We start from the raw sequence: 16,470 nt of genomic DNA, 5'->3' as shown, positions 1-16,470 counted from the left end.
CAATAGCTCCAGGTCCCCGCTGCCCCTCATCGCCCTGCCCGGCACTTCTCCCCGTATAGAGGCGGGGAGAAGGACGCCGTCGCGAAGGATTCCGCCAATCGCCTGCGTTGCCAGAAAGGGCACCGAGATCGCACTCGGCCCCCTTCTCCCCGTCACTATACGGGGAGAAGATGCCGACAGGCAGATGAGGGGCGGCGCCGACCTCGGCAATCATCTGCACCGAGACACTTCCCCGTATACGCTGCCGTCCTCGTCGGCGATCACCAACTTCTTGGCATTCTTGGCGCTGTGCTTGATCGTGAAGGTGGCGGGCGACTTTCCCTCCTCGCCTTCGGCTTCGCACTCTGCCTTGACCGTCAGCGAACCATCGGCCTCACCGTGTTTGCCGGTGAAGGCGCAGGCACTGGTCGCGGTGATAAAATCGGTGTCGGTCAGCAGCAGCATGTCTTCGGCATAGACCTTCTGGCCGTTCTTGTTGATGCAGCCGGACTTATTGCCATAGGGCTTGGACAGGTCGATGCCGGCCGCCGAGGCGGAGCCGGCTGCCAGAACAACAACGGCGGTGAGATAGAGCCCCGCACACCTCACCTCAAACACCCGTCGCCGGAATGCCTGTCCGCTCGACCTTGCGCGGCGCGGTGATCTCCTTCCAGGTCGACAGCGCCCGGTTGACGGCCGCGTTCGGTTCGCGGCCGACGAACTCACCATGGCCAGGCTTCGCCTTGACCTCGGCCTCCTCGACCGACAGCTCGCCGCGCGAGAACACGAAGCGCGGCAGGCCGGTCACTTCGACCCCTTCGAAGACGTTGTAGTCGATGACGGATTGCTGCTTCTTGGCGGAAATCTTCTTCTTGCGCTGGGGGTCCCAGACGATGATGTCGGCATCCGCGCCTTCGACGATCGCGCCCTTCTTCGGATACATGTTGAGGATCTTGGCGATGTTGGTCGAGGTCACGGCGACAAACTCGTTCATCGTCAGCCGGCCGGTATTGACGCCTTTGGTCCACAGCACCGGCAACCGGTCCTCGAGGCCACCCGTGCCGTTGGGGATCTTGGTGAAATTGCCGACGCCGAAGCGCTTCTGGTCGGTGGTGAAGGCGCAATGGTCGGTCGCCACCACTTGCAGCGAACCGGCCTGCAGGCCGGCCCATAGCGAATCCTGGTGCAGTTTGTTGCGGAAGGGTGGGCTCATCACGCGGCGCGCCGCATGGTCCCAGTCCTTGTCGAAATACTCGCTCTCGTCCAGCGTCAGGTGCTGGATCAGCGGCTCGCCGAACACTCGCATGCCTTTCTGGCGTGCCCGGCGGATCGCCTCGTGGCTCTGTTCGCACGAGACATGCACGACATAGAGCGGCACGCCCGCCATGTCGGCGATCATGATGGCGCGGTTGGTCGCCTCGCCCTCCACTTCCGGCGGGCGCGAATAGGCATGTCCCTCGGGGCCGTTATTGCCGGCGGCAAGCAACTTCTGCGACAGGGCCGCGACCACGTCGCCATTCTCGGCATGCACCAGCGGCAGCGCGCCGAGGTCGGCGCAGCGCTGGAACGACGCGTACATCTCGTCGTCGTCGACCATCAGCGCGCCCTTGTACGCCATGAAGTGCTTGAACGAGGTGATGCCCTTGTCGACCACGGTGGCCATCTCGTCGAACACCTGCTTGCCCCACCAGGTGATCGCCATGTGGAACGAATAATCGCAGGACGCCCTCGAGGTCTTGTTGTCCCACATCTGCAGGGCTTCGAGCAGCGATTGCTGCGGCGCCGGCAGGCAGAAATCGACCACCATCGTGGTGCCGCCGGCCAAGGCCGCACGCGTGCCGGATTCGAAATCATCGGCCGAATAGGTGCCCATGAACGGCATTTCGAGATGGGTGTGCGGGTCGATGCCGCCCGGCATCACATAGCAGCCGGTGGCGTCGTACTCATGGTCGCCATGCAGGTCCGAGCCGATGGCGACGATCCTGCCATGCTGCATCAGCACGTCGGCCTTCCAGGTTCGGTCGGCGGTTACGACGGTGCCGTTCTTGATGACTTTGGTCATTTTGCTGTTCCCTTGTTCTTCTCTTCCCGCTTCTTGGTGAGCGGCGTTTGAAGGTAAATCTCTAAGTTCACTCCACTATAACGGCCGTCTCCACCACGGCATGGAACAGAACGTCGGCGCCGGCCGCTGCCCATTCCTTGGTGATCTCTTCCGCCTCATTGTGGCTCAACCCATCCACGCAAGGGCACATCACCATGGCGGTCGGCGCGACGCGGTTGATCCAGCAGGCGTCGTGGCCGGCACCCGAGACGATGTTGCGATGCGTATAGCCAAGCCGCTCGGCCGCGTCGCGGATCGCCTTGACGCAGCCCTTGTCGAAGGTGACCGGATCGAAAGCGCCGACCTGCTCGATCTTGTACTGGATGTCGAGCGCGTCGCAGATCGTGTCGATGCCTTCGCGGATGCGGCCATCCATGGCGTCAAGCACCTCCTTTTCCGGCGAGCGTATGTCGACGGTGAAGACGGTGCGCCCGGCGATGATGTTGCGCGAGTTGGGATAGACCTCCATGTGGCCGACCGCGCCGACGGCGTCGGGCTGGTAGTCCATGGCGACCTCGTGGACCAATTCGATCACCCGTGCCATGCCGAGCCCGGCATTGCGGCGCTTGGGCATCGGCGTCGACCCGGTATGCGCCTCCTTGCCGGTCAGCGTCACCTGCAGCCATTTCAGGCCCTGGCCATGGGTGACGACACCGATGTTGATGTCCTCGTCCTCGAGGATCGGGCCCTGTTCGATATGCAGTTCGAAGAAGGCGTGGATCTTGCGATCACCGACCTTCTCGGTGCCCTTCCAGCCGATGCGCTCCAGTTCCTCGCCGAATTTCTTGCCGTTCTTGTCCGTGTGCTCGTAGACGTCGGCCTGGTCGAGCACGCCGGCAAACACACCGGATGCCATCATCGCCGGCGCGAAGCGCGCGCCCTCCTCGTTGGTCCAGTTGGTGACGACGATCGGATGTTTCGTCTTGATGTCGAGATCGTTGAGCGAGCGCACGATCTCCAGGCCGCCAAGAACGCCGAGAACGCCGTCATATCTGCCGCCGGTCGGCTGCGTATCGAGATGGCTGCCGACATAGACCGGCGGCAGGCTGGGGTCGGTGCCTTCGCGGCGGGCAAACATGGTGCCCATCTCGTCGACGCCCATTTCGAGCCCCGCGGCATCGCACCAGCGCTTGAACAGATGCCGGCCCTCGCCATCCTCGTCGGTCACGGTCTGGCGATTGTTGCCGCCGGCAATGCCGGGGCCGATCTTCGCCATCTCCATCAGCGAATCCCACAAACGGTCTGAATTGATTCGCAAATTCTCGCCGGGTGCGGCCATTCAAAACCTCATCAATTGCGGGGCGGCCACCCTCCCCTCGAGGGGGAGGGATATCGGCGCCCAGTTCTTCAATCGATCATCCTAAGCACTTCACGCACATGGTCGATCAGTTCGTTGATCTGGCCCTTGGTGATGATCAGCGGCGGCGACAGTGCGATGATGTCGCCGGTGGTGCGGATCAGCGCGCCGCGCTCGAACGCCTTGACGAACGCCGAGAAGGCCCGCTTTGTCGGACTGCCGGCGATCGGCGCCAGTTCGATCGCACCGATCAGGCCGATGTTCCTGATGTCGATGACATGCGGTTCGCCCTTCAGCGAATGCAGTGCATCTTCCCAGTAAGGCGCCAGTTCGTCGCCGCGCGTCAGCAGGCCCTCTTCCTTGTAGGTGTCGAGCGTACCGAGTGCGGCCGCACAGGCGATCGGGTTGCCCGAATAGGTGTAGCCGTGGAAGAACTCGATCATGTGCTCGGGGCCGGTCATGAAGGCGTCGTGGATTTCCTTCTTCACGAACACCGCGCCCATCGGGATGACGCCGTTGGAGACGCCCTTGGCGGTGGTCATGATGTCGGGCGTGACGCCGAAATAGTCGGCCGCGAACGGCGCGCCGAGACGGCCGAAGCCGGTGATGACCTCGTCGAAGATCAACAGGATGCCGTGCTTGGTGCAGATTTCGCGCAGCTTCTCGAGATAGCCCTTCGGCGGCAGGATGACGCCCGTGGAACCCGCGACCGGCTCGACGATGACGGCGGCGATGGTCGAGGCGTCATGCAGGGCGACGATACGCTCGAGCTCGTTGGCGAGCTCCGCGCCATACTCCGGCACGCCTTTGGAGAAGGCGTTCTTCTCCGGCAGATGCGTGTGCGGCATGTGGTCGACGCCGCCCAGCAACGTGCCGAACATCTTGCGGTTGGTGACGATGCCGCCGACCGAGATGCCGCCGAAATTGACGCCGTGATAACCGCGCTCGCGGCCGATGAGGCGGGTGCGCGACCCTTCGCCCTTCACGCGATGATAGGCGATCGCCATCTTCAGTGCCGTTTCCACCGATTCCGAACCGGAATTGGTGAAGAAGACATGGTCCATGCCCTTGGGCGCGAGGTCGACCAGGCGGTTCGCGAGCTCGAACACGATCGGATGGCCCATCTGGAAGGCGGGTGCATAATCCAGCTCGGCGGCCTGGTGCTGGATCGCCTCGGTGATCTTGGGACGGCAATGGCCGGCGTTGACGCACCACAGGCCGGCGGTGCCGTCCAATACCTTGCGGCCATCGCTGGTCGTGTAATGCATGTCCTTGGCGGACACGAACATGCGCGGCGCCTGCTTGAACTGCCGGTTTGCCGTGAACGGCATCCAGAATGCGCTGAGATCGTTCGGCGTGACTTTCAGCCGGTTGGACATGACCAAGACTTCCCCTTGTAACCTGTTTCGCTGCGTCCAACGCTTGGTCTTTGCCGCGCTTTCATGCTACGCAAATTTTGACCGATTGGACAAACGTTTAGCACCGCCATGTCGGCGGTCAATGGATTACTAGCGGAAATGCGGCTCCTGAAGTGCGTTCCACAGCCTGGGGAAAAACTGGTCCAGAGAATTGGTCCAGATGACCTTGAATGCGAGATATGGCAATAGGAAGGTCCGCAACGGTGACCACGAGCACGCAAGCCCCTCGCCGCACCCGCATCCAGCAGGAAAAGCGCGAACTGATCCTGGAGGCCGCGCTCGAAGTGTTCTCCACCAACGGCTTCCGCGGTTCGACCATCGACCAGATCGCCGAAGCCGCCGGCATGTCGAAGCCGAACCTGCTCTACTATTTCCGCCGCAAGGAAGACATCCACGAGACATTGATGGAACGGCTGCTCGAAACCTGGCTGGCGCCACTGCGGGAACTTGACGACATCGGCGATCCGATGACCGAACTCAGGAGCTACATCAGGCGCAAGCTGGAAATGGCGCGCGACTTTCCGCGCGAGAGCCGGCTGTTCGCCAACGAGATCCTGCAAGGCGCGCCGCGCATCATGCCGCTGCTTGCGGGCGAGTTGAAGACGCTGGTCGACGAGAAAGCCGCCGTCATCAAGGGCTGGATGCGCGCCGGCAAGATCGCCCGGACCGATCCCTGGCACCTGATCTTCTCGATCTGGGCGACGACGCAGCACTACGCCGATTTCGATGTCCAGGTCCGCGCCGTGCTGGGGCCGAACCGTGGCGGCGACGGCCGCTTCGAGGACGCTGCCCGCTTCCTGGAGCAATTGTTCCTCGATGGGCTGAAGCCGAAAGGGTAACAGGCGAAGTCATGTCTAGATTGGCCGAAGCGCACATTGGCTTCGTCATTCTAGGGCGAAGCAAGGAGCGAAGCGACGCGGCGCAGACCCTAGAATCCATGCCGCGACACATGAGCGCCGCTACGGTCCAGAATTCTGCTCGGCTGCACTATACTGTCAAGGTAACGGCATGGATCCTCGGGTCTGCGCGTCCGCTTCGCTTCCGCTCCGCCCGTGGATGACGAAGTTGAGAGCGCGCCGGCAGATAACTTCACGCGCTGCGCCGTTCGGCCGGCATCGCCTCCAGCAATCTTTGAAGTTTGGAGATCGAGTTCTGCTCGGCGAGCGGCGTGTAGACGATCAGCCGCATGTCCGAGCCGTCGTCGATCGACAGGCTCATATGCTCGAAGGCCATCAAGCCCACCATGGGATGCCGGACATGCTTCACGCCGGTTAGCCTGCGCGCCACGTCGCGCCGGGGCCACCAGTCACGGAACTCGGGACTTGAACTCATCATCAGCGCGATCAGCCGTTCGAAATCCAGATCGCCGACATATTTGGCGCTTTCGGCACGAAACGAAGCAAGCACCACGCGGGCGAGTTCTTCCCAGTCGACCAGCAGGCGGCGATGGTGCGGGTTGGTGAACACCATGTGGACGATGTTTCTGCTATCGCCCTCGAGCAAGCCATAGTCGCCGAACACCGCCACGGCCGCGTCGTTCCAGGCAAGAACGTCCCAACGACGGCCGACGACATAGGCGGGCTGCAGCACCAGGCTTTGCAGCATGTGCAACAGCGTAGCGTCGACCTTTTCAGGTGCCGCCACACGACGCTCCGGCTGCTGGCGGCCGGCCAGGATGAACAGATGCCGCTTCTCGACGGCGTCGAGGCGCAAAGCCTCGCAGAGCGCCGCCAGCACTTCCACCGAGGGCCGCACGTCCCTGCCCTGCTCGAGCCAGGTGTACCAGGTGGTGCCGACACCGGCGATCAACGCCACTTCCTCCCGCCGCAGACCCGGCGTGCGCCGTCGCGGACCTGTCGCGATGCCGGTGGCCGATGGCGCCAGCCTTTCCCGGCGCGACCGCAGGAAGGCGCCGAGTTCGCGCCGGCGGCTCTCGTCGGCTGATCGGGTGGAGGCAACGGGAGCGTTCATACCGGCTATTATAGCAGTATTGATACCAGGATAAAGTTTGAACTGTTTGACATAGGCGAAGCGCTCCATCTTGCGTTCAGAGCAACAACAGGAGGCTCTGAACATGGAATTGAAAGACAAGACCATCCTCATCACCGGCTCGACCGACGGCGTCGGCCGCGTGGTGGCGCAAAGGCTGGGTGCCGCCGGCGCACGGGTGCTGGTGCATGGCCGCGATGCCACACGCGGCGACGCCACTATCGCCGCCATCGAAGCCGCCGGCGGCAAGGCCGAGTTTTTCGCGGCCGATCTCGCTTCGCTGGCGCAGGTACGACGCCTCGCCGAAGCCGTGCGCGCCAGCACGAGCCAACTCGACATCCTCATCAACAACGCCGGCGTCGGCACCGCTGGCGACAAACGACAGACAAGCGCCGATGGCTACGAGTTGCGCTTTGCCGTCAATTATCTCGCCGGCTTCCTGCTGACCTCGGAGCTTCTGCCGCTGCTGAAGGCGAGCGCCCCGGCACGCATCGTCAATGTCGCGTCCGCCGGCCAGCAGGCGATCGATTTCGACGACGTCATGCTGACCCGCGGCTACAGCGGCGTGCGCGCCTATTGCCAGAGCAAGCTGGCGCAGATCCTGTTCACCGTCGATCTGGCCGGGCAGTTGGAAGGCAGCGGCGTCACCGTCAACGCGCTGCATCCGGCGAGTTACATGAACACCACCATGGTCCGCCAGGCGGGCGTCACGCCATGGAGTTCGGTCGAGACCGGCGCCGAGGCTATCTTGAATCTCGCCACCTCGCCCACGCTGGAAGGGCGCAGCGGCCTCTATTTCGACGGCCTGCAGGAGTCCTGCGCCGACGCCCAGGCCTATGACATCAAGGCAAGACAACAATTGCGAAGCCTGAGCCTCGAGCTTGTCGGGCTGGCTTTCCCTGTAACGAAGGAACAGCATTCATGACCAACAGAACCGAACACACGGTGATCATCGGCGGCTCATCCGGCATTGGCCTGGCGACGGCGCGCAAACTGCTCGGTCCCGGCATGGAGGTCACGATCACCGGGCGCAACCAGGACAAGCTCATCAGCGCCTGGAAAAGCCTTGGCGGAGCCGCCGACAAGGCGGCCTTCGACGCTTCGAAACCGGATGAGGTGCGCCAATTCTTCGAGCGCCTCGGTCCGTTCGACCATCTCGTTCTGGCGGCGAGCGGTGGCAAGGGCCTCGGCCCGTTCCAGACCCTCGATCTCACCGATATCGCCGGAGGCGTCGACGAGAAAGTGCGGCCTCAACTCTCCTGCCTGCAGGCCGCCTTGCCGACGCTGAACAAATCGGGGTCGGTCACCTTCATCTCGGCGGTATCGGCCCAGCTCGCCACGCCGGGCGTCGCCGGCATCGGCGCCATCAATGGCATGCTCCTGACCGTGGCGCCGATCCTGGCCATCGAGCTGAAGCCGCTGCGCGTCAACGTCGTGGCGCCGGGTGTCATCGACACGCCATGGTGGGACTTTTTGCCCGCAGAGCAGCGGCAGGCGGTCTTTGCCGACTATGCGGGGAAAACGCCGGTCGGCCGCATCGGCCGCGCCGAGGACGTCGCCTCGGCGATAGCCTTCCTCGTCTCCAACGGCTTCATGACCGGCCAGGTGCTGACCTGCGACGGCGGCCTACGGTTCGCGGCGTAAAACGTTGGAGAGTTAAAGCGACTGCGCGATCAGCGACAAAAACCTCCGCTCAGTGCGACATTGCCGACGAAGCCATTGATGCGGGATGCACGCTCCGGACCTGATGATCCCAGAAATTGTGGAACATCGGCGTCGCCACGATCAGGAACAGCACCAGCACCACGCAGGCAATCGCGGTCCAGAGGCCGACCATCACCAGCACTCCCGCGATGATCTGCGCGACAATGCCAGCCCACAACGCCAGCCGGGCCTGGGGCACGCCACGCGCGGCCACCAACCTGGTCAGGAAATCCGCGTTCTGGATGTTGCGCAGGCCGGCGAAGACAAAGGCACCGCCGAGCAGCAGGCGACCGAGAAACAGCAAGGTCGAAGGCAAATCGACAGGCATTGAACTCCCCCTTTGAAACAGTAGGGGCGCCGCCTTTCCCCGGCGGCGCCCCCAACAGATGTCCGGACTGTCAGGCCGCCTTGGCGGCCGGCATCGGATGGATGGCGTGGAACGGAATGCAAAGTCGGTTCCATGTGTTGATCATGCCGATCGCGACGGAGAGCTTGACCAGTTCCTCTTCCGAGAAATGCTCCAGCGTGCGCGCATAGAGTTCGTCCGGCACGCCATCGTTGGCGATCAGCGTCACCGCCTCGGTCCAGGCCAGTCCGGCGCGTTCGCGCTCGGAGAACAGCGGCGATTCCTTCCAGGCGGCGACGAGATAGAGCCGCTGCTCGGTCTCGCCGTCGCGCCTGGCCTCGCGGCTGTGCATCTCGACGCAGAACGAGCAGCCATTGATCTGCGAGGCCCTGAGCTTGACCAGGTGCAGCAGGCTCACCTCCAGTCCACATTCGTCGACCGCCTTGTTGAGTGCCGACACGGCCTTCATGATCTCGGGCGCCTTGGCGAAGAACTGCAGCCTCTGTTTCATCGTCTTTCCTTTCACATCCTTGGGGAGGTTAATTTAGGCTTGGTTGCTTGAACTGGGTTTCTGCCGCCGTTGATGGCGCTCGACAAAGGCGCAGCTCGCGGCAAACGATCTGGGGTCGCCTTCCGCAGCGTAATCCGCCACGATATCGGACAACTTCACCTCGGCGAGCGCTGCCCGGTAGGCGCGCTCCGCCTTGAGCATCGCGGCATTGATGCCGCAAGGTTTCACATAGGCGGAGGCGTCGATCTTGACCGGACCGTTGCGGCGGATCTCGCCGCAGCGAAAAGCCGGCTCGCGCCCTTCGATGGCCAGCACGATGTCGAGCAGCGTGATGCGTTCGGCAGCCCGCGCCAGCCGGTAGCCGCCGGCGGGACCCGGCACCGATTCCAGAATGCCGGACGCCGTCAGCATGTTGAGATGCTTCAGCAAATAGCTCGGCGACAGGCCGAAGGATTCCGCCAGCGCCGCGCCCGGCATGGTGCTGTTGCCGTCGACGCTCGCCAGTGTCGCCGCGCAGTGGATGGCCGCCTCAACACCCTCGCCCAGCTTCATAATGTTAGTCTCCAATTCATAGATACTGCATATCCTGGATAAGATTTATCTGCAATAGGAAAATGAAAAAGCGACGCCCGGAGACGCCGCTTTTGAAAGGTTGCCCTACTCCGCCGCCACCTTGGCCATCGGGTTGTTCGGGTGCGTGGTCCAGTTGGCATAGACCGGCGACACAGGTCTGCCGGTGCGCTGGTCCAACGCGCCGGCGGCCAGCGGTTCCATGGTGATGCAATTGTCGACAGGGCAGACATTGACGCACAGATTGCAGCCGACGCATTCGGCCTCGATCACCTCGAAATGCCTGACGCCGTTGACCATGCTGGTGATCGCCTGGTGCGAGGTGTCCTCGCAGGCGATGTGGCAGCGGCCGCATTTGATGCAGGCATCCTGGTCGATATGCGCCTTGGCGACATAGTTGAGGTTGAGATACTGCCAGTCGGTGACGTTGGGCGTGGCGCGGCCGATAATGTCGTCGAGCGAGCGGTGGCCCTTCTCGTCCATCCAGTTTTCGAGGCCGGCGATCATCTCCTGCACGATCTTGAAGCCGTAGGTCATCGCCGCCGTGCAGACCTGCACATTGCCGGCGCCTAGCGCCATGAATTCGGCGGCGTCCCGCCACGTGGTGATGCCGCCAATGCCGGAGATCGGCAGGCCGCGGGTTTCGGGATCGCGGGCGATCTCGGCCACCATGTTCATGGCGATCGGCTTCACCGCCGGGCCGCAATAGCCGCCATGCGAACCCTTGCCATCGATGGTCGGCATCGGCGCGAAACTGTCGAGGTCGACGCCGGTGATCGAATTGATGGTGTTGATCAGCGACACCGCGTCGGTGCCGCCGGCATGCGCTGCCCGCGCCGGCTTGCGGATATCGGCGATGTTGGGCGTCAGCTTGGTGATGACGGGCATGCGCGTATATTGCTTGCACCAGCGCACCACCATTTCGATATATTCCGGCACCTGGCCGACGGCCGCGCCCATGCCGCGTTCCGACATGCCGTGCGGACAACCGAAATTGAGCTCGATGCCGTCGGCGCCGGTCTCCTCGACCAGCGGCAGGATCGATTTCCAGCTCTCCTCGACGCAGGGCACCATGATCGAGGCGATCAGCGCACGGTCGGGCCAATCCGTCTTGACCTGCTTCATCTCGCGCAGATTGGTCTGCAAATCGCGGTCGGTGATCAGTTCGATGTTGTTGAGGCCGAGCAGGCGCCGGTCGGCACCCCAGATCGCACCATAGCGCGGGCCGTTGACGTTGACCACCGGCGGCCCCTCTTCGCCCAATGTCTTCCAGACCACACCGCCCCAACCTGCCTTGAAAGCGCGGATGACGTTGTAGGCCTTGTCGGTCGGCGGTGCCGAGGCCAGCCAGAACGGATTGGGCGATTTGATGCCGACGAAATTGTTTCTGATGTCAGCCATGACAGGTCCCTTTCAACGGAGACGAAGGAGCATTTCCACGGGTGCAAGACTGCCGCCTTCAAGCGCGGCGGTGAGATTAGCGATCTTGGTGCGGGCATCCTCGCCCATGATCAGGCCGACGCCGGGCGGCGGCTTTTTGCCCTCGGCCTGCGCGGCGGCCATGCGGGCACGCATGGTGGCGAAGAATTCGATGGCGAAAGCGCCGCGCGGGCGCTCGGCGATTACTGAAAAGCCGCAGACGGTGGCGGCGGCTCGATAATCAGCAAGCGTGGCGACGAACGACATGGTCGCGTCGGAGGCCCATGGCAGCGGATAGGTCAGTGCTCCATCCTTGAGCCGCATCACGTCATAGACGGCAAAGACACCGCCGGGCTTCAGCACGCGGGCGGCCTCGCTCATCAGCTTGGCCTTGTCGGGAAGGTTCATGCCGACATGCAGGATCATTGCCGCATCGAAGCTGGCCTTGGCGAACGGCATGTCCAACGCGCTGCCTTCCACGAAGCGCGTCTTGCCGGCCATCCCCACCCGTTTCGACAGGCTGGTCGCGATATCGACATAGCTTTGGGTCAGGTCGATGCCGGTGACATCGGCGCCGGCATTGTTCGCGGCAAAACGGGCCGGGCCGCCGATGCCTGAACCGATGTCGAGAAGCCGGGCTCCAGGCTTCAGCCCCATCTGGTCGATGAGTTCCCTGGTGGCGGCCACGCCGCCAATGTGGAATTCGTCGACCGCTGCGAGATCGTCAGCGCTCAGATGGTCAATTTCCACGCCGGTGTCGGCAAGCGCGGCAAGAATCCGCTCCTCCAGGCCTGAAATCTCGTAGTGACGGGCAATGCCCGGTTCCACCGTGGCCATGGTCCTTATCCCTGGGTCAGGCTCCTGTGGATGCTTTCCGCCGCGTCGCGGCCTTGCGCCACAGCCGAAACGGTCAGGTCGTCGCCACCAAAAATGCAGTCGCCGCCGGCCCAGACCTTGGCCAGCGATGTGCGCCCTTCCGCGTCGACCTTGATACGGCCGGCTTCGAGATCGATCGACGCCCCGCTGCCGTTGAGTGCAGCCGGCACGAAACTCTGGCCGATGGCCTTGAACACCTGGTCGGCAACCAGCGTCAGCGTCTCGCCGGTGCCGGCAAGCCGGTCGCCGTCGAGTGCCGTGTATTCGAGTTCGATGGCACTGACCTTGCCGCCTTCGGCAATCACCCGCTTCGGCTGCAGCCAGTGACGGATGGTGACGCCATTGGCGGCGGCCAGGTCCTGTTCGAATTCGGAGGCGTTCATATGCTCCTGGCCGCGCCGGTAGCAGATCGTCACCTCCTCGGCGCCAAGCAGCTTCGACTGCACGGCGGCGTCGATCGCCGTCATGCCGCCGCCGATGACGACGACGCGGCGGCCGACCGGCAATCCGGAGAGGTCGCTGGCCTGGCGCAGTTCGGCAATGAATTCGACCGCGTTGGTGACGCCGGCGGCATCCTCGCCATCGGCGCGCAGCGCGTTGACACCGCCAAGCCCCATGCCAAGGAAAACGGCGTCGTAATTGCGGATCAGGTCGGAGAGCTGGTAATCGCGGCCGAGCGCCTTGCCATTCTGGATGTCGATGCCGCCGATCGCGGTGACATAGTCGACCTCGGCCTGGGCAAAGTTGTCGACGCTCTTATATGCGGCGATGCCATATTCGTTGAGGCCGCCCGCCTTCGGGCGCGCCTCCAGGATGGTCACGTCATGGCCATGGCGGGCGAGCCGGTGCGCCGCGGCAAGACCAGCCGGGCCGGCGCCGACGACGGCTACGGTTTTTCCTGTCGGCTCGGCGCGCGGATAAAATTGCCTGCTCTCGCTCATCGCGACATCGGTGGCGTAGCGCTGCAGACGACCGATCTGGACCGGCTTGCCTTCCGCAACCTCGCGCACGCAAACCTCCTCGCACAGCGTCTCGGTGGGGCAGACGCGGGCGCACATGCCGCCCAAAATGTTCTGGTCGAAGATGGTCTTGGCCGAGCCGATCGGGTTACCGGTCGAGATCTGGCGGATGAACAGCGGAATGTCGATCGAGGTCGGGCATGCGTTCATGCACGGCGCGTCGTAGCAGAAATAGCAGCGGTCGGATTCGACCAGCGCCTCGTGATGATCGAGCGGGGGATGCAGGTCGGAAAAATTATCCGCGTATTGGTCGGGCAGAAGCCGGCCGCCGACAATACCCTCTTTGAACTGGCCTTCTGGCATTCTCAGTTCCCCATGTTTTCGTTTTGGGGAAGGCTAGCACGTTTTATTTTTTTATCAATTGGTCAATTTTTGGCACAAACCGTTGAAAAGACTGGAAGAAAACATGATAGTGGTATTCATGTTATGATGACGGTGACACTGGGATAAGGCCGCCACCCCTGCCATTGCCATGGATAGACCTGATTTCGTCGGCGACCAATTGCTGCAGGCGCCACAGATTGCGGTCGCGAATGCCGAATTCCTCGAGGTGGCTGACGGTGTTGTAGAGATATTCGGCGCCCGATCCGACATGGCCACAGGCCCGCGCCAGCACCCGCGCCACCCGGTCCAGCGGCTGCCCGAGCGAAGTGCCCCTGCCCGTCACCCCGACCCAGAAACCCAGCGCCCGAAGATGCCCTTGCGCCGTACGCACCGAGACCCACCTGACCGAAGCGACGCTCTCATGATCGTCGATCTCGCGCCGCAACAGCCTTTCGATCTGAGCAGTCTTCTCCCCTTCCGGCAAACGGTAGATCACACCATCGCACCGCCCGCCGCGTTCGAGGGCCATCATCAGCCCAGGCTGCGCGACGCTGCCGCGCCAGCGAACCATGTCGATGCAGAACGAGCGGTGCCAGCCATGGGCGGTGGCACGCTGGCGTTCGACGGACTCGAAAGCCGGCTTCCAGATCAGCGAGCCATAGGCGAACACCCATAGCGGCCCCGCATCTGCTTCATCGGCGAGCCGCGCGGAAAGGACCCGGAAATCCTCGTCGCTCAGTTGCGTCCAGCCGCCGCTGGGCCCGGGATCGGCCTCGTCGCGATGGCACAGTGCGACAAGCTCGGCTGTAAGTGACATCTGCCGCATGGAACGACGACCTCCTCCTCGAGGCCAAGCAAAGGCGAAAATCGCAAGACACGCAAGATTGCCAAGAGGGTGCGCCTTGCCGTTCCCGATTTCCAGCCCAGATGTCGGATTTCCGTCGTCAAGATCGTCCTAGGATGGATCGAACGACGATCGGCGCACAAAGGTGAGGAGACCGACCATGCCACAATCCCCGATGCCCTTCTTCTGGTACGAACTGATGACATCAGACCTCGACGCCGCCGAGGCTTTCTACCCCGCCGTGGTGGGCTGGAAGGCCGAGCCCTTCGATAAGGCTCCAGGCATGCCGCGCTATGTCGTCATGAATGCCGGCGAGCGTGGCGTCGGCGGCCTGATGACGATGCCTCAGGATGCCGCCAAGATGGGCATGCCGCCCGCCTGGCTGGGCTACATCCACGCCAGGGATGTCGACGCGGCAACAGCGTCGCTGGAAAAGGCGGGGGGCGCCGTTCACCGCCAGCCCGACGACATTCCAGGCGTCGGCCGCTTTGCCGTCGTGGCCGATCCGCAAGGCGCGACCTTCATGCTCCTGCAGCCGAACGGCCCCGACCAGCCCGTCGTGCCGGCCAGCACGCCGGGCCATATCGGCTGGCATGAGCTTTATACGAGCGACTGGAAGGCCGCGTTTGACTTCTATTCCAGCCAGTTCGGCTGGGCCAATGCCGGCGAATTCGACATGGGGCCGATGGGCACTTACCAGACCTTTACCGCCGGCCCCGAATCCGGCGGTGGCATCATGAACAAGCCCGAGCAGATTCCGGTGCCGGTCTGGCAGTTCTATTTTAACGTCACCGGCATCGACGCGGCCGCAAAACGCGTCACCGACAATGGCGGCAAGATCCTGATGGGACCGATGGAGGTCCCCGGAGGCAGCTGGGTCGTGCAATGCCAGGATCCGCAAGGCGCGCACTTCGCTTTGATGGCGCCGGTGCGATAAGCGCCCGCGTCAACCGCTGATATCACGCTTGCTGGCGTCGACTTATTCCGGTGCCAGCACCGCGACCTTGAGGGTCTCTTTCCTGGCACCGCTGAACTGGACGGTGGCCTGGCCGGCCGCGAGTTTGAAGCGCACGCTTTTGCGGATGCCGGGACACGTCTTGACGCCGCTATAGCCGGACGATTTCACGGCTTTGCCGTCCTGGATAACATCGACCCAGGCCTCGCCCGACAGGCTGATCTGGATGGTCCCCTCCGGCGGCACCGCCACACTGGCGACAGCGCCGAATGTGCCTTCCGCAGGTGCGCGTTCGGGCGGCACCGCAAAGCCGGCCTTCTCGGCCGGCACCAGCGCCAGATCCGCGGCCGCCCCTACTGCCAGTGTCGCTCCGGACGGCGTTGAGGGTGCCGTTGCAAACAGCGCCTGTTCGCGCGTCACCGGCCATCTGAAGGCTTCGCAGCCGGCGTCCTCGGCCATGGCTAAACTGGTACTCACAAGGATTGCGAACAGGCTGATGGCGACTTTTTTCATGGCAAGGGGACCCACATGTGAAGAGCATCCAAATCGACGCCTACAACCAATACAACCAAACAGGCAAAAATGCAATCTTTACGAGAACAATATGAAAGGCGGGGAACATTTCCAATCACCAATTGTTGATGGCTGGCCATGGGATGTGAATGGTCCACTGCCGGGCAATAACCTATGGCCGGTCCGAGAAGCCAAACGGAGTTTTGGATGAAGCTTTTCGATGGCCTTGCCAGATACCAGCCGCAGGCGCTTGGCGTTCTGCGCATCATGACCGCGCTGCAGTTCATCGAGCACGGCACGCAGAAACTGTTCAATTTCCCCGCCAGCGACCACGCAGCCACCGCGTTGAGCGGACTGCCGTTAGCAGCCGGCATCCTCGAATTCGCCGGTGGCATTCTGCTGGCGCTGGGCCTTTTCACCCGCCCGGTCGCATTCCTTCTGGCCGGCGAAATGGCGATCGCCTATTTCATGGCGCACATGCCGCGCGACTTCTTCCCCGTCAACAACAGCGGCGATTCGGCGATCTCGTTCTGCTTCATCTTCCTCTATCTGGTCTTTGCCGGCGCCGGCGCCTTCGCGCTCGACAACCGCCGCGGCGCATGATC

The 16,470-nt window shown here is 63.1% G+C and carries 17 protein-coding genes and 1 pseudogene; 5 read left to right on the top strand and 13 right to left on the bottom strand.

All coding sequences use genetic code 11. The features are described from left to right. Nucleotides 1–210: 210 nt before the first annotated feature. From FJ943_RS25515 to FJ943_RS25500, 4 genes are all read right to left on the bottom strand, one after another. Nucleotides 211–597, bottom strand: a complete 387-nt coding sequence (locus FJ943_RS25515; protein WP_015317159.1) for a hypothetical protein — start codon at nt 595–597, stop codon at nt 211–213. Continuing rightward, nucleotides 590–2,041: a dihydropyrimidinase gene (gene hydA, locus FJ943_RS25510; RefSeq protein WP_140665302.1), complete on the bottom strand. Its 1,452-nt coding sequence runs from the start codon at nt 2,039–2,041 to the stop codon at nt 590–592. The genes FJ943_RS25515 and hydA overlap by 8 nt, the downstream gene beginning before the upstream one ends. A 67-nt stretch (nt 2,042–2,108) precedes the next feature. Further along, nucleotides 2,109–3,359, bottom strand: coding sequence for a Zn-dependent hydrolase (locus tag FJ943_RS25505; RefSeq protein WP_140726040.1), 1,251 nt, complete (start codon nt 3,357–3,359; stop codon nt 2,109–2,111). A 68-nt stretch (nt 3,360–3,427) separates the two neighbouring features. After that, nucleotides 3,428–4,756, bottom strand: a complete 1,329-nt coding sequence (locus tag FJ943_RS25500) for an aspartate aminotransferase family protein (RefSeq protein ID WP_015317155.1) — start codon at nt 4,754–4,756, stop codon at nt 3,428–3,430. A 242-nt stretch (nt 4,757–4,998) separates the two neighbouring features. Here FJ943_RS25500 and FJ943_RS25495 point away from each other — a divergent pair, with 242 nt between their 5' ends. Continuing rightward, entirely contained in the window at nt 4,999–5,634 is a 636-nt protein-coding gene (locus FJ943_RS25495; RefSeq protein WP_140726037.1) for a TetR family transcriptional regulator C-terminal domain-containing protein, read from the top strand. Between the two features lie 250 nt (nt 5,635–5,884). On the opposite strand, the gene FJ943_RS25490 is transcribed toward FJ943_RS25495, so the two are convergent. Then, entirely contained in the window at nt 5,885–6,766 is an 882-nt protein-coding gene (locus FJ943_RS25490; protein WP_140726034.1) for a helix-turn-helix transcriptional regulator, read from the bottom strand. Nucleotides 6,767–6,869: 103 nt separating this feature from the next. Between FJ943_RS25490 and FJ943_RS25485 the strand changes: the two genes are divergently transcribed. Beyond that, a complete protein-coding gene (locus FJ943_RS25485; protein WP_140726031.1) occupies nt 6,870–7,709 on the top strand; it encodes an SDR family NAD(P)-dependent oxidoreductase in 840 nt (279 codons plus the stop codon). Next, nucleotides 7,706–8,428: an SDR family oxidoreductase gene (locus tag FJ943_RS25480; RefSeq protein WP_140726029.1), complete on the top strand. Its 723-nt coding sequence runs from the start codon at nt 7,706–7,708 to the stop codon at nt 8,426–8,428. Before FJ943_RS25485 ends, FJ943_RS25480 begins: the two co-directional genes overlap by 4 nt. Before the next feature lie 12 nt (nt 8,429–8,440). Here FJ943_RS25480 and FJ943_RS25475 read toward each other — a convergent pair. The 7 genes and pseudogenes from FJ943_RS25475 to FJ943_RS25445 form a co-directional block, all read right to left on the bottom strand. Further along, a pseudogene (locus FJ943_RS25475) lies at nt 8,441–8,816 on the bottom strand (DoxX family protein). A gap of 70 nt (nt 8,817–8,886) precedes the next feature. Then, entirely contained in the window at nt 8,887–9,345 is a 459-nt protein-coding gene (locus FJ943_RS25470) for a carboxymuconolactone decarboxylase family protein (RefSeq protein ID WP_015317149.1), read from the bottom strand. 33 nt (nt 9,346–9,378) lie between these two features. Further along, entirely contained in the window at nt 9,379–9,897 is a 519-nt protein-coding gene (locus tag FJ943_RS25465) for an Rrf2 family transcriptional regulator (protein WP_140726026.1), read from the bottom strand. Nucleotides 9,898–10,002: 105 nt separating this feature from the next. Continuing rightward, the gene (preA, locus tag FJ943_RS25460) at nt 10,003–11,316 is read right to left on the bottom strand and encodes an NAD-dependent dihydropyrimidine dehydrogenase subunit PreA (RefSeq protein WP_140726022.1); all 1,314 of its coding nucleotides are present in this window, start codon (nt 11,314–11,316) and stop codon (nt 10,003–10,005) included. Between the two features lie 12 nt (nt 11,317–11,328). After that, on the bottom strand, nt 11,329–12,171 hold the full coding sequence (locus FJ943_RS25455) for a methyltransferase domain-containing protein (protein ID WP_140726019.1): 843 nt from the start codon (nt 12,169–12,171) through the stop codon (nt 11,329–11,331). Between the two features lie 5 nt (nt 12,172–12,176). Next, entirely contained in the window at nt 12,177–13,532 is a 1,356-nt protein-coding gene (locus tag FJ943_RS25450) for an NAD(P)-dependent oxidoreductase (RefSeq protein ID WP_015317145.1), read from the bottom strand. 121 nt (nt 13,533–13,653) lie between these two features. Next, complete coding sequence (locus tag FJ943_RS25445) at nt 13,654–14,379, bottom strand: gamma-glutamylcyclotransferase (protein WP_015317144.1); 726 nt, start codon at nt 14,377–14,379, stop codon at nt 13,654–13,656. Between the two features lie 178 nt (nt 14,380–14,557). Between FJ943_RS25445 and FJ943_RS25440 the strand changes: the two genes are divergently transcribed. Further along, a complete protein-coding gene (locus FJ943_RS25440; protein WP_015317143.1) occupies nt 14,558–15,334 on the top strand; it encodes a VOC family protein in 777 nt (258 codons plus the stop codon). A 42-nt stretch (nt 15,335–15,376) separates the two neighbouring features. Here FJ943_RS25440 and FJ943_RS25435 read toward each other — a convergent pair whose 3' ends face one another. Beyond that, on the bottom strand, nt 15,377–15,865 hold the full coding sequence (locus FJ943_RS25435) for a hypothetical protein (RefSeq protein WP_140726016.1): 489 nt from the start codon (nt 15,863–15,865) through the stop codon (nt 15,377–15,379). A gap of 207 nt (nt 15,866–16,072) precedes the next feature. Here FJ943_RS25435 and FJ943_RS25430 point away from each other — a divergent pair, with 207 nt between their 5' ends. Then, nucleotides 16,073–16,468 (top strand): DoxX family protein, encoded by a 396-nt coding sequence (locus FJ943_RS25430; protein WP_140665323.1) that lies wholly within the window; start codon nt 16,073–16,075, stop codon nt 16,466–16,468. Nucleotides 16,469–16,470: the final 2 nt, after the last annotated feature.

Origin of the sequence: Mesorhizobium sp. B2-3-10 (assembly GCF_006442275.1) — a bacterium.
Taxonomy (GTDB): Bacteria; Pseudomonadota; Alphaproteobacteria; order Rhizobiales; family Rhizobiaceae; genus Mesorhizobium; species Mesorhizobium australicum.
Note: the sequence above shows the minus strand (reverse complement) of the source record. Positions and strands in the feature narration are given on the sequence as shown.

Excerpts from the sequence above, each read along its gene's own strand:
- hydA (WP_140665302.1), bottom strand. The coding sequence starts at position 2,041 with ATGACCAAAGTCATCAAGAACGGCACCGTCGTAACCGCCGACCGAACC.
- FJ943_RS25505 (WP_140726040.1), bottom strand. The coding sequence starts at position 3,359 with ATGGCCGCACCCGGCGAGAATTTGCGAATCAATTCAGACCGTTTGTGG.
- FJ943_RS25500 (WP_015317155.1), bottom strand. The coding sequence starts at position 4,756 with ATGTCCAACCGGCTGAAAGTCACGCCGAACGATCTCAGCGCATTCTGG.
- FJ943_RS25490 (WP_140726034.1), bottom strand. The coding sequence starts at position 6,766 with ATGAACGCTCCCGTTGCCTCCACCCGATCAGCCGACGAGAGCCGCCGG.
- FJ943_RS25485 (WP_140726031.1), top strand. The coding sequence starts at position 6,870 with ATGGAATTGAAAGACAAGACCATCCTCATCACCGGCTCGACCGACGGC.
- FJ943_RS25480 (WP_140726029.1), top strand. The coding sequence starts at position 7,706 with ATGACCAACAGAACCGAACACACGGTGATCATCGGCGGCTCATCCGGC.
- FJ943_RS25470 (WP_015317149.1), bottom strand. The coding sequence starts at position 9,345 with ATGAAACAGAGGCTGCAGTTCTTCGCCAAGGCGCCCGAGATCATGAAG.
- FJ943_RS25465 (WP_140726026.1), bottom strand. The coding sequence starts at position 9,897 with ATGAAGCTGGGCGAGGGTGTTGAGGCGGCCATCCACTGCGCGGCGACA.
- preA (WP_140726022.1), bottom strand. The coding sequence starts at position 11,316 with ATGGCTGACATCAGAAACAATTTCGTCGGCATCAAATCGCCCAATCCG.
- FJ943_RS25455 (WP_140726019.1), bottom strand. The coding sequence starts at position 12,171 with ATGGCCACGGTGGAACCGGGCATTGCCCGTCACTACGAGATTTCAGGC.
- FJ943_RS25450 (WP_015317145.1), bottom strand. The coding sequence starts at position 13,532 with ATGCCAGAAGGCCAGTTCAAAGAGGGTATTGTCGGCGGCCGGCTTCTG.
- FJ943_RS25445 (WP_015317144.1), bottom strand. The coding sequence starts at position 14,379 with ATGCGGCAGATGTCACTTACAGCCGAGCTTGTCGCACTGTGCCATCGC.
- FJ943_RS25440 (WP_015317143.1), top strand. The coding sequence starts at position 14,558 with ATGCCACAATCCCCGATGCCCTTCTTCTGGTACGAACTGATGACATCA.
- FJ943_RS25435 (WP_140726016.1), bottom strand. The coding sequence starts at position 15,865 with ATGAAAAAAGTCGCCATCAGCCTGTTCGCAATCCTTGTGAGTACCAGT.
- FJ943_RS25430 (WP_140665323.1), top strand. The coding sequence starts at position 16,073 with ATGAAGCTTTTCGATGGCCTTGCCAGATACCAGCCGCAGGCGCTTGGC.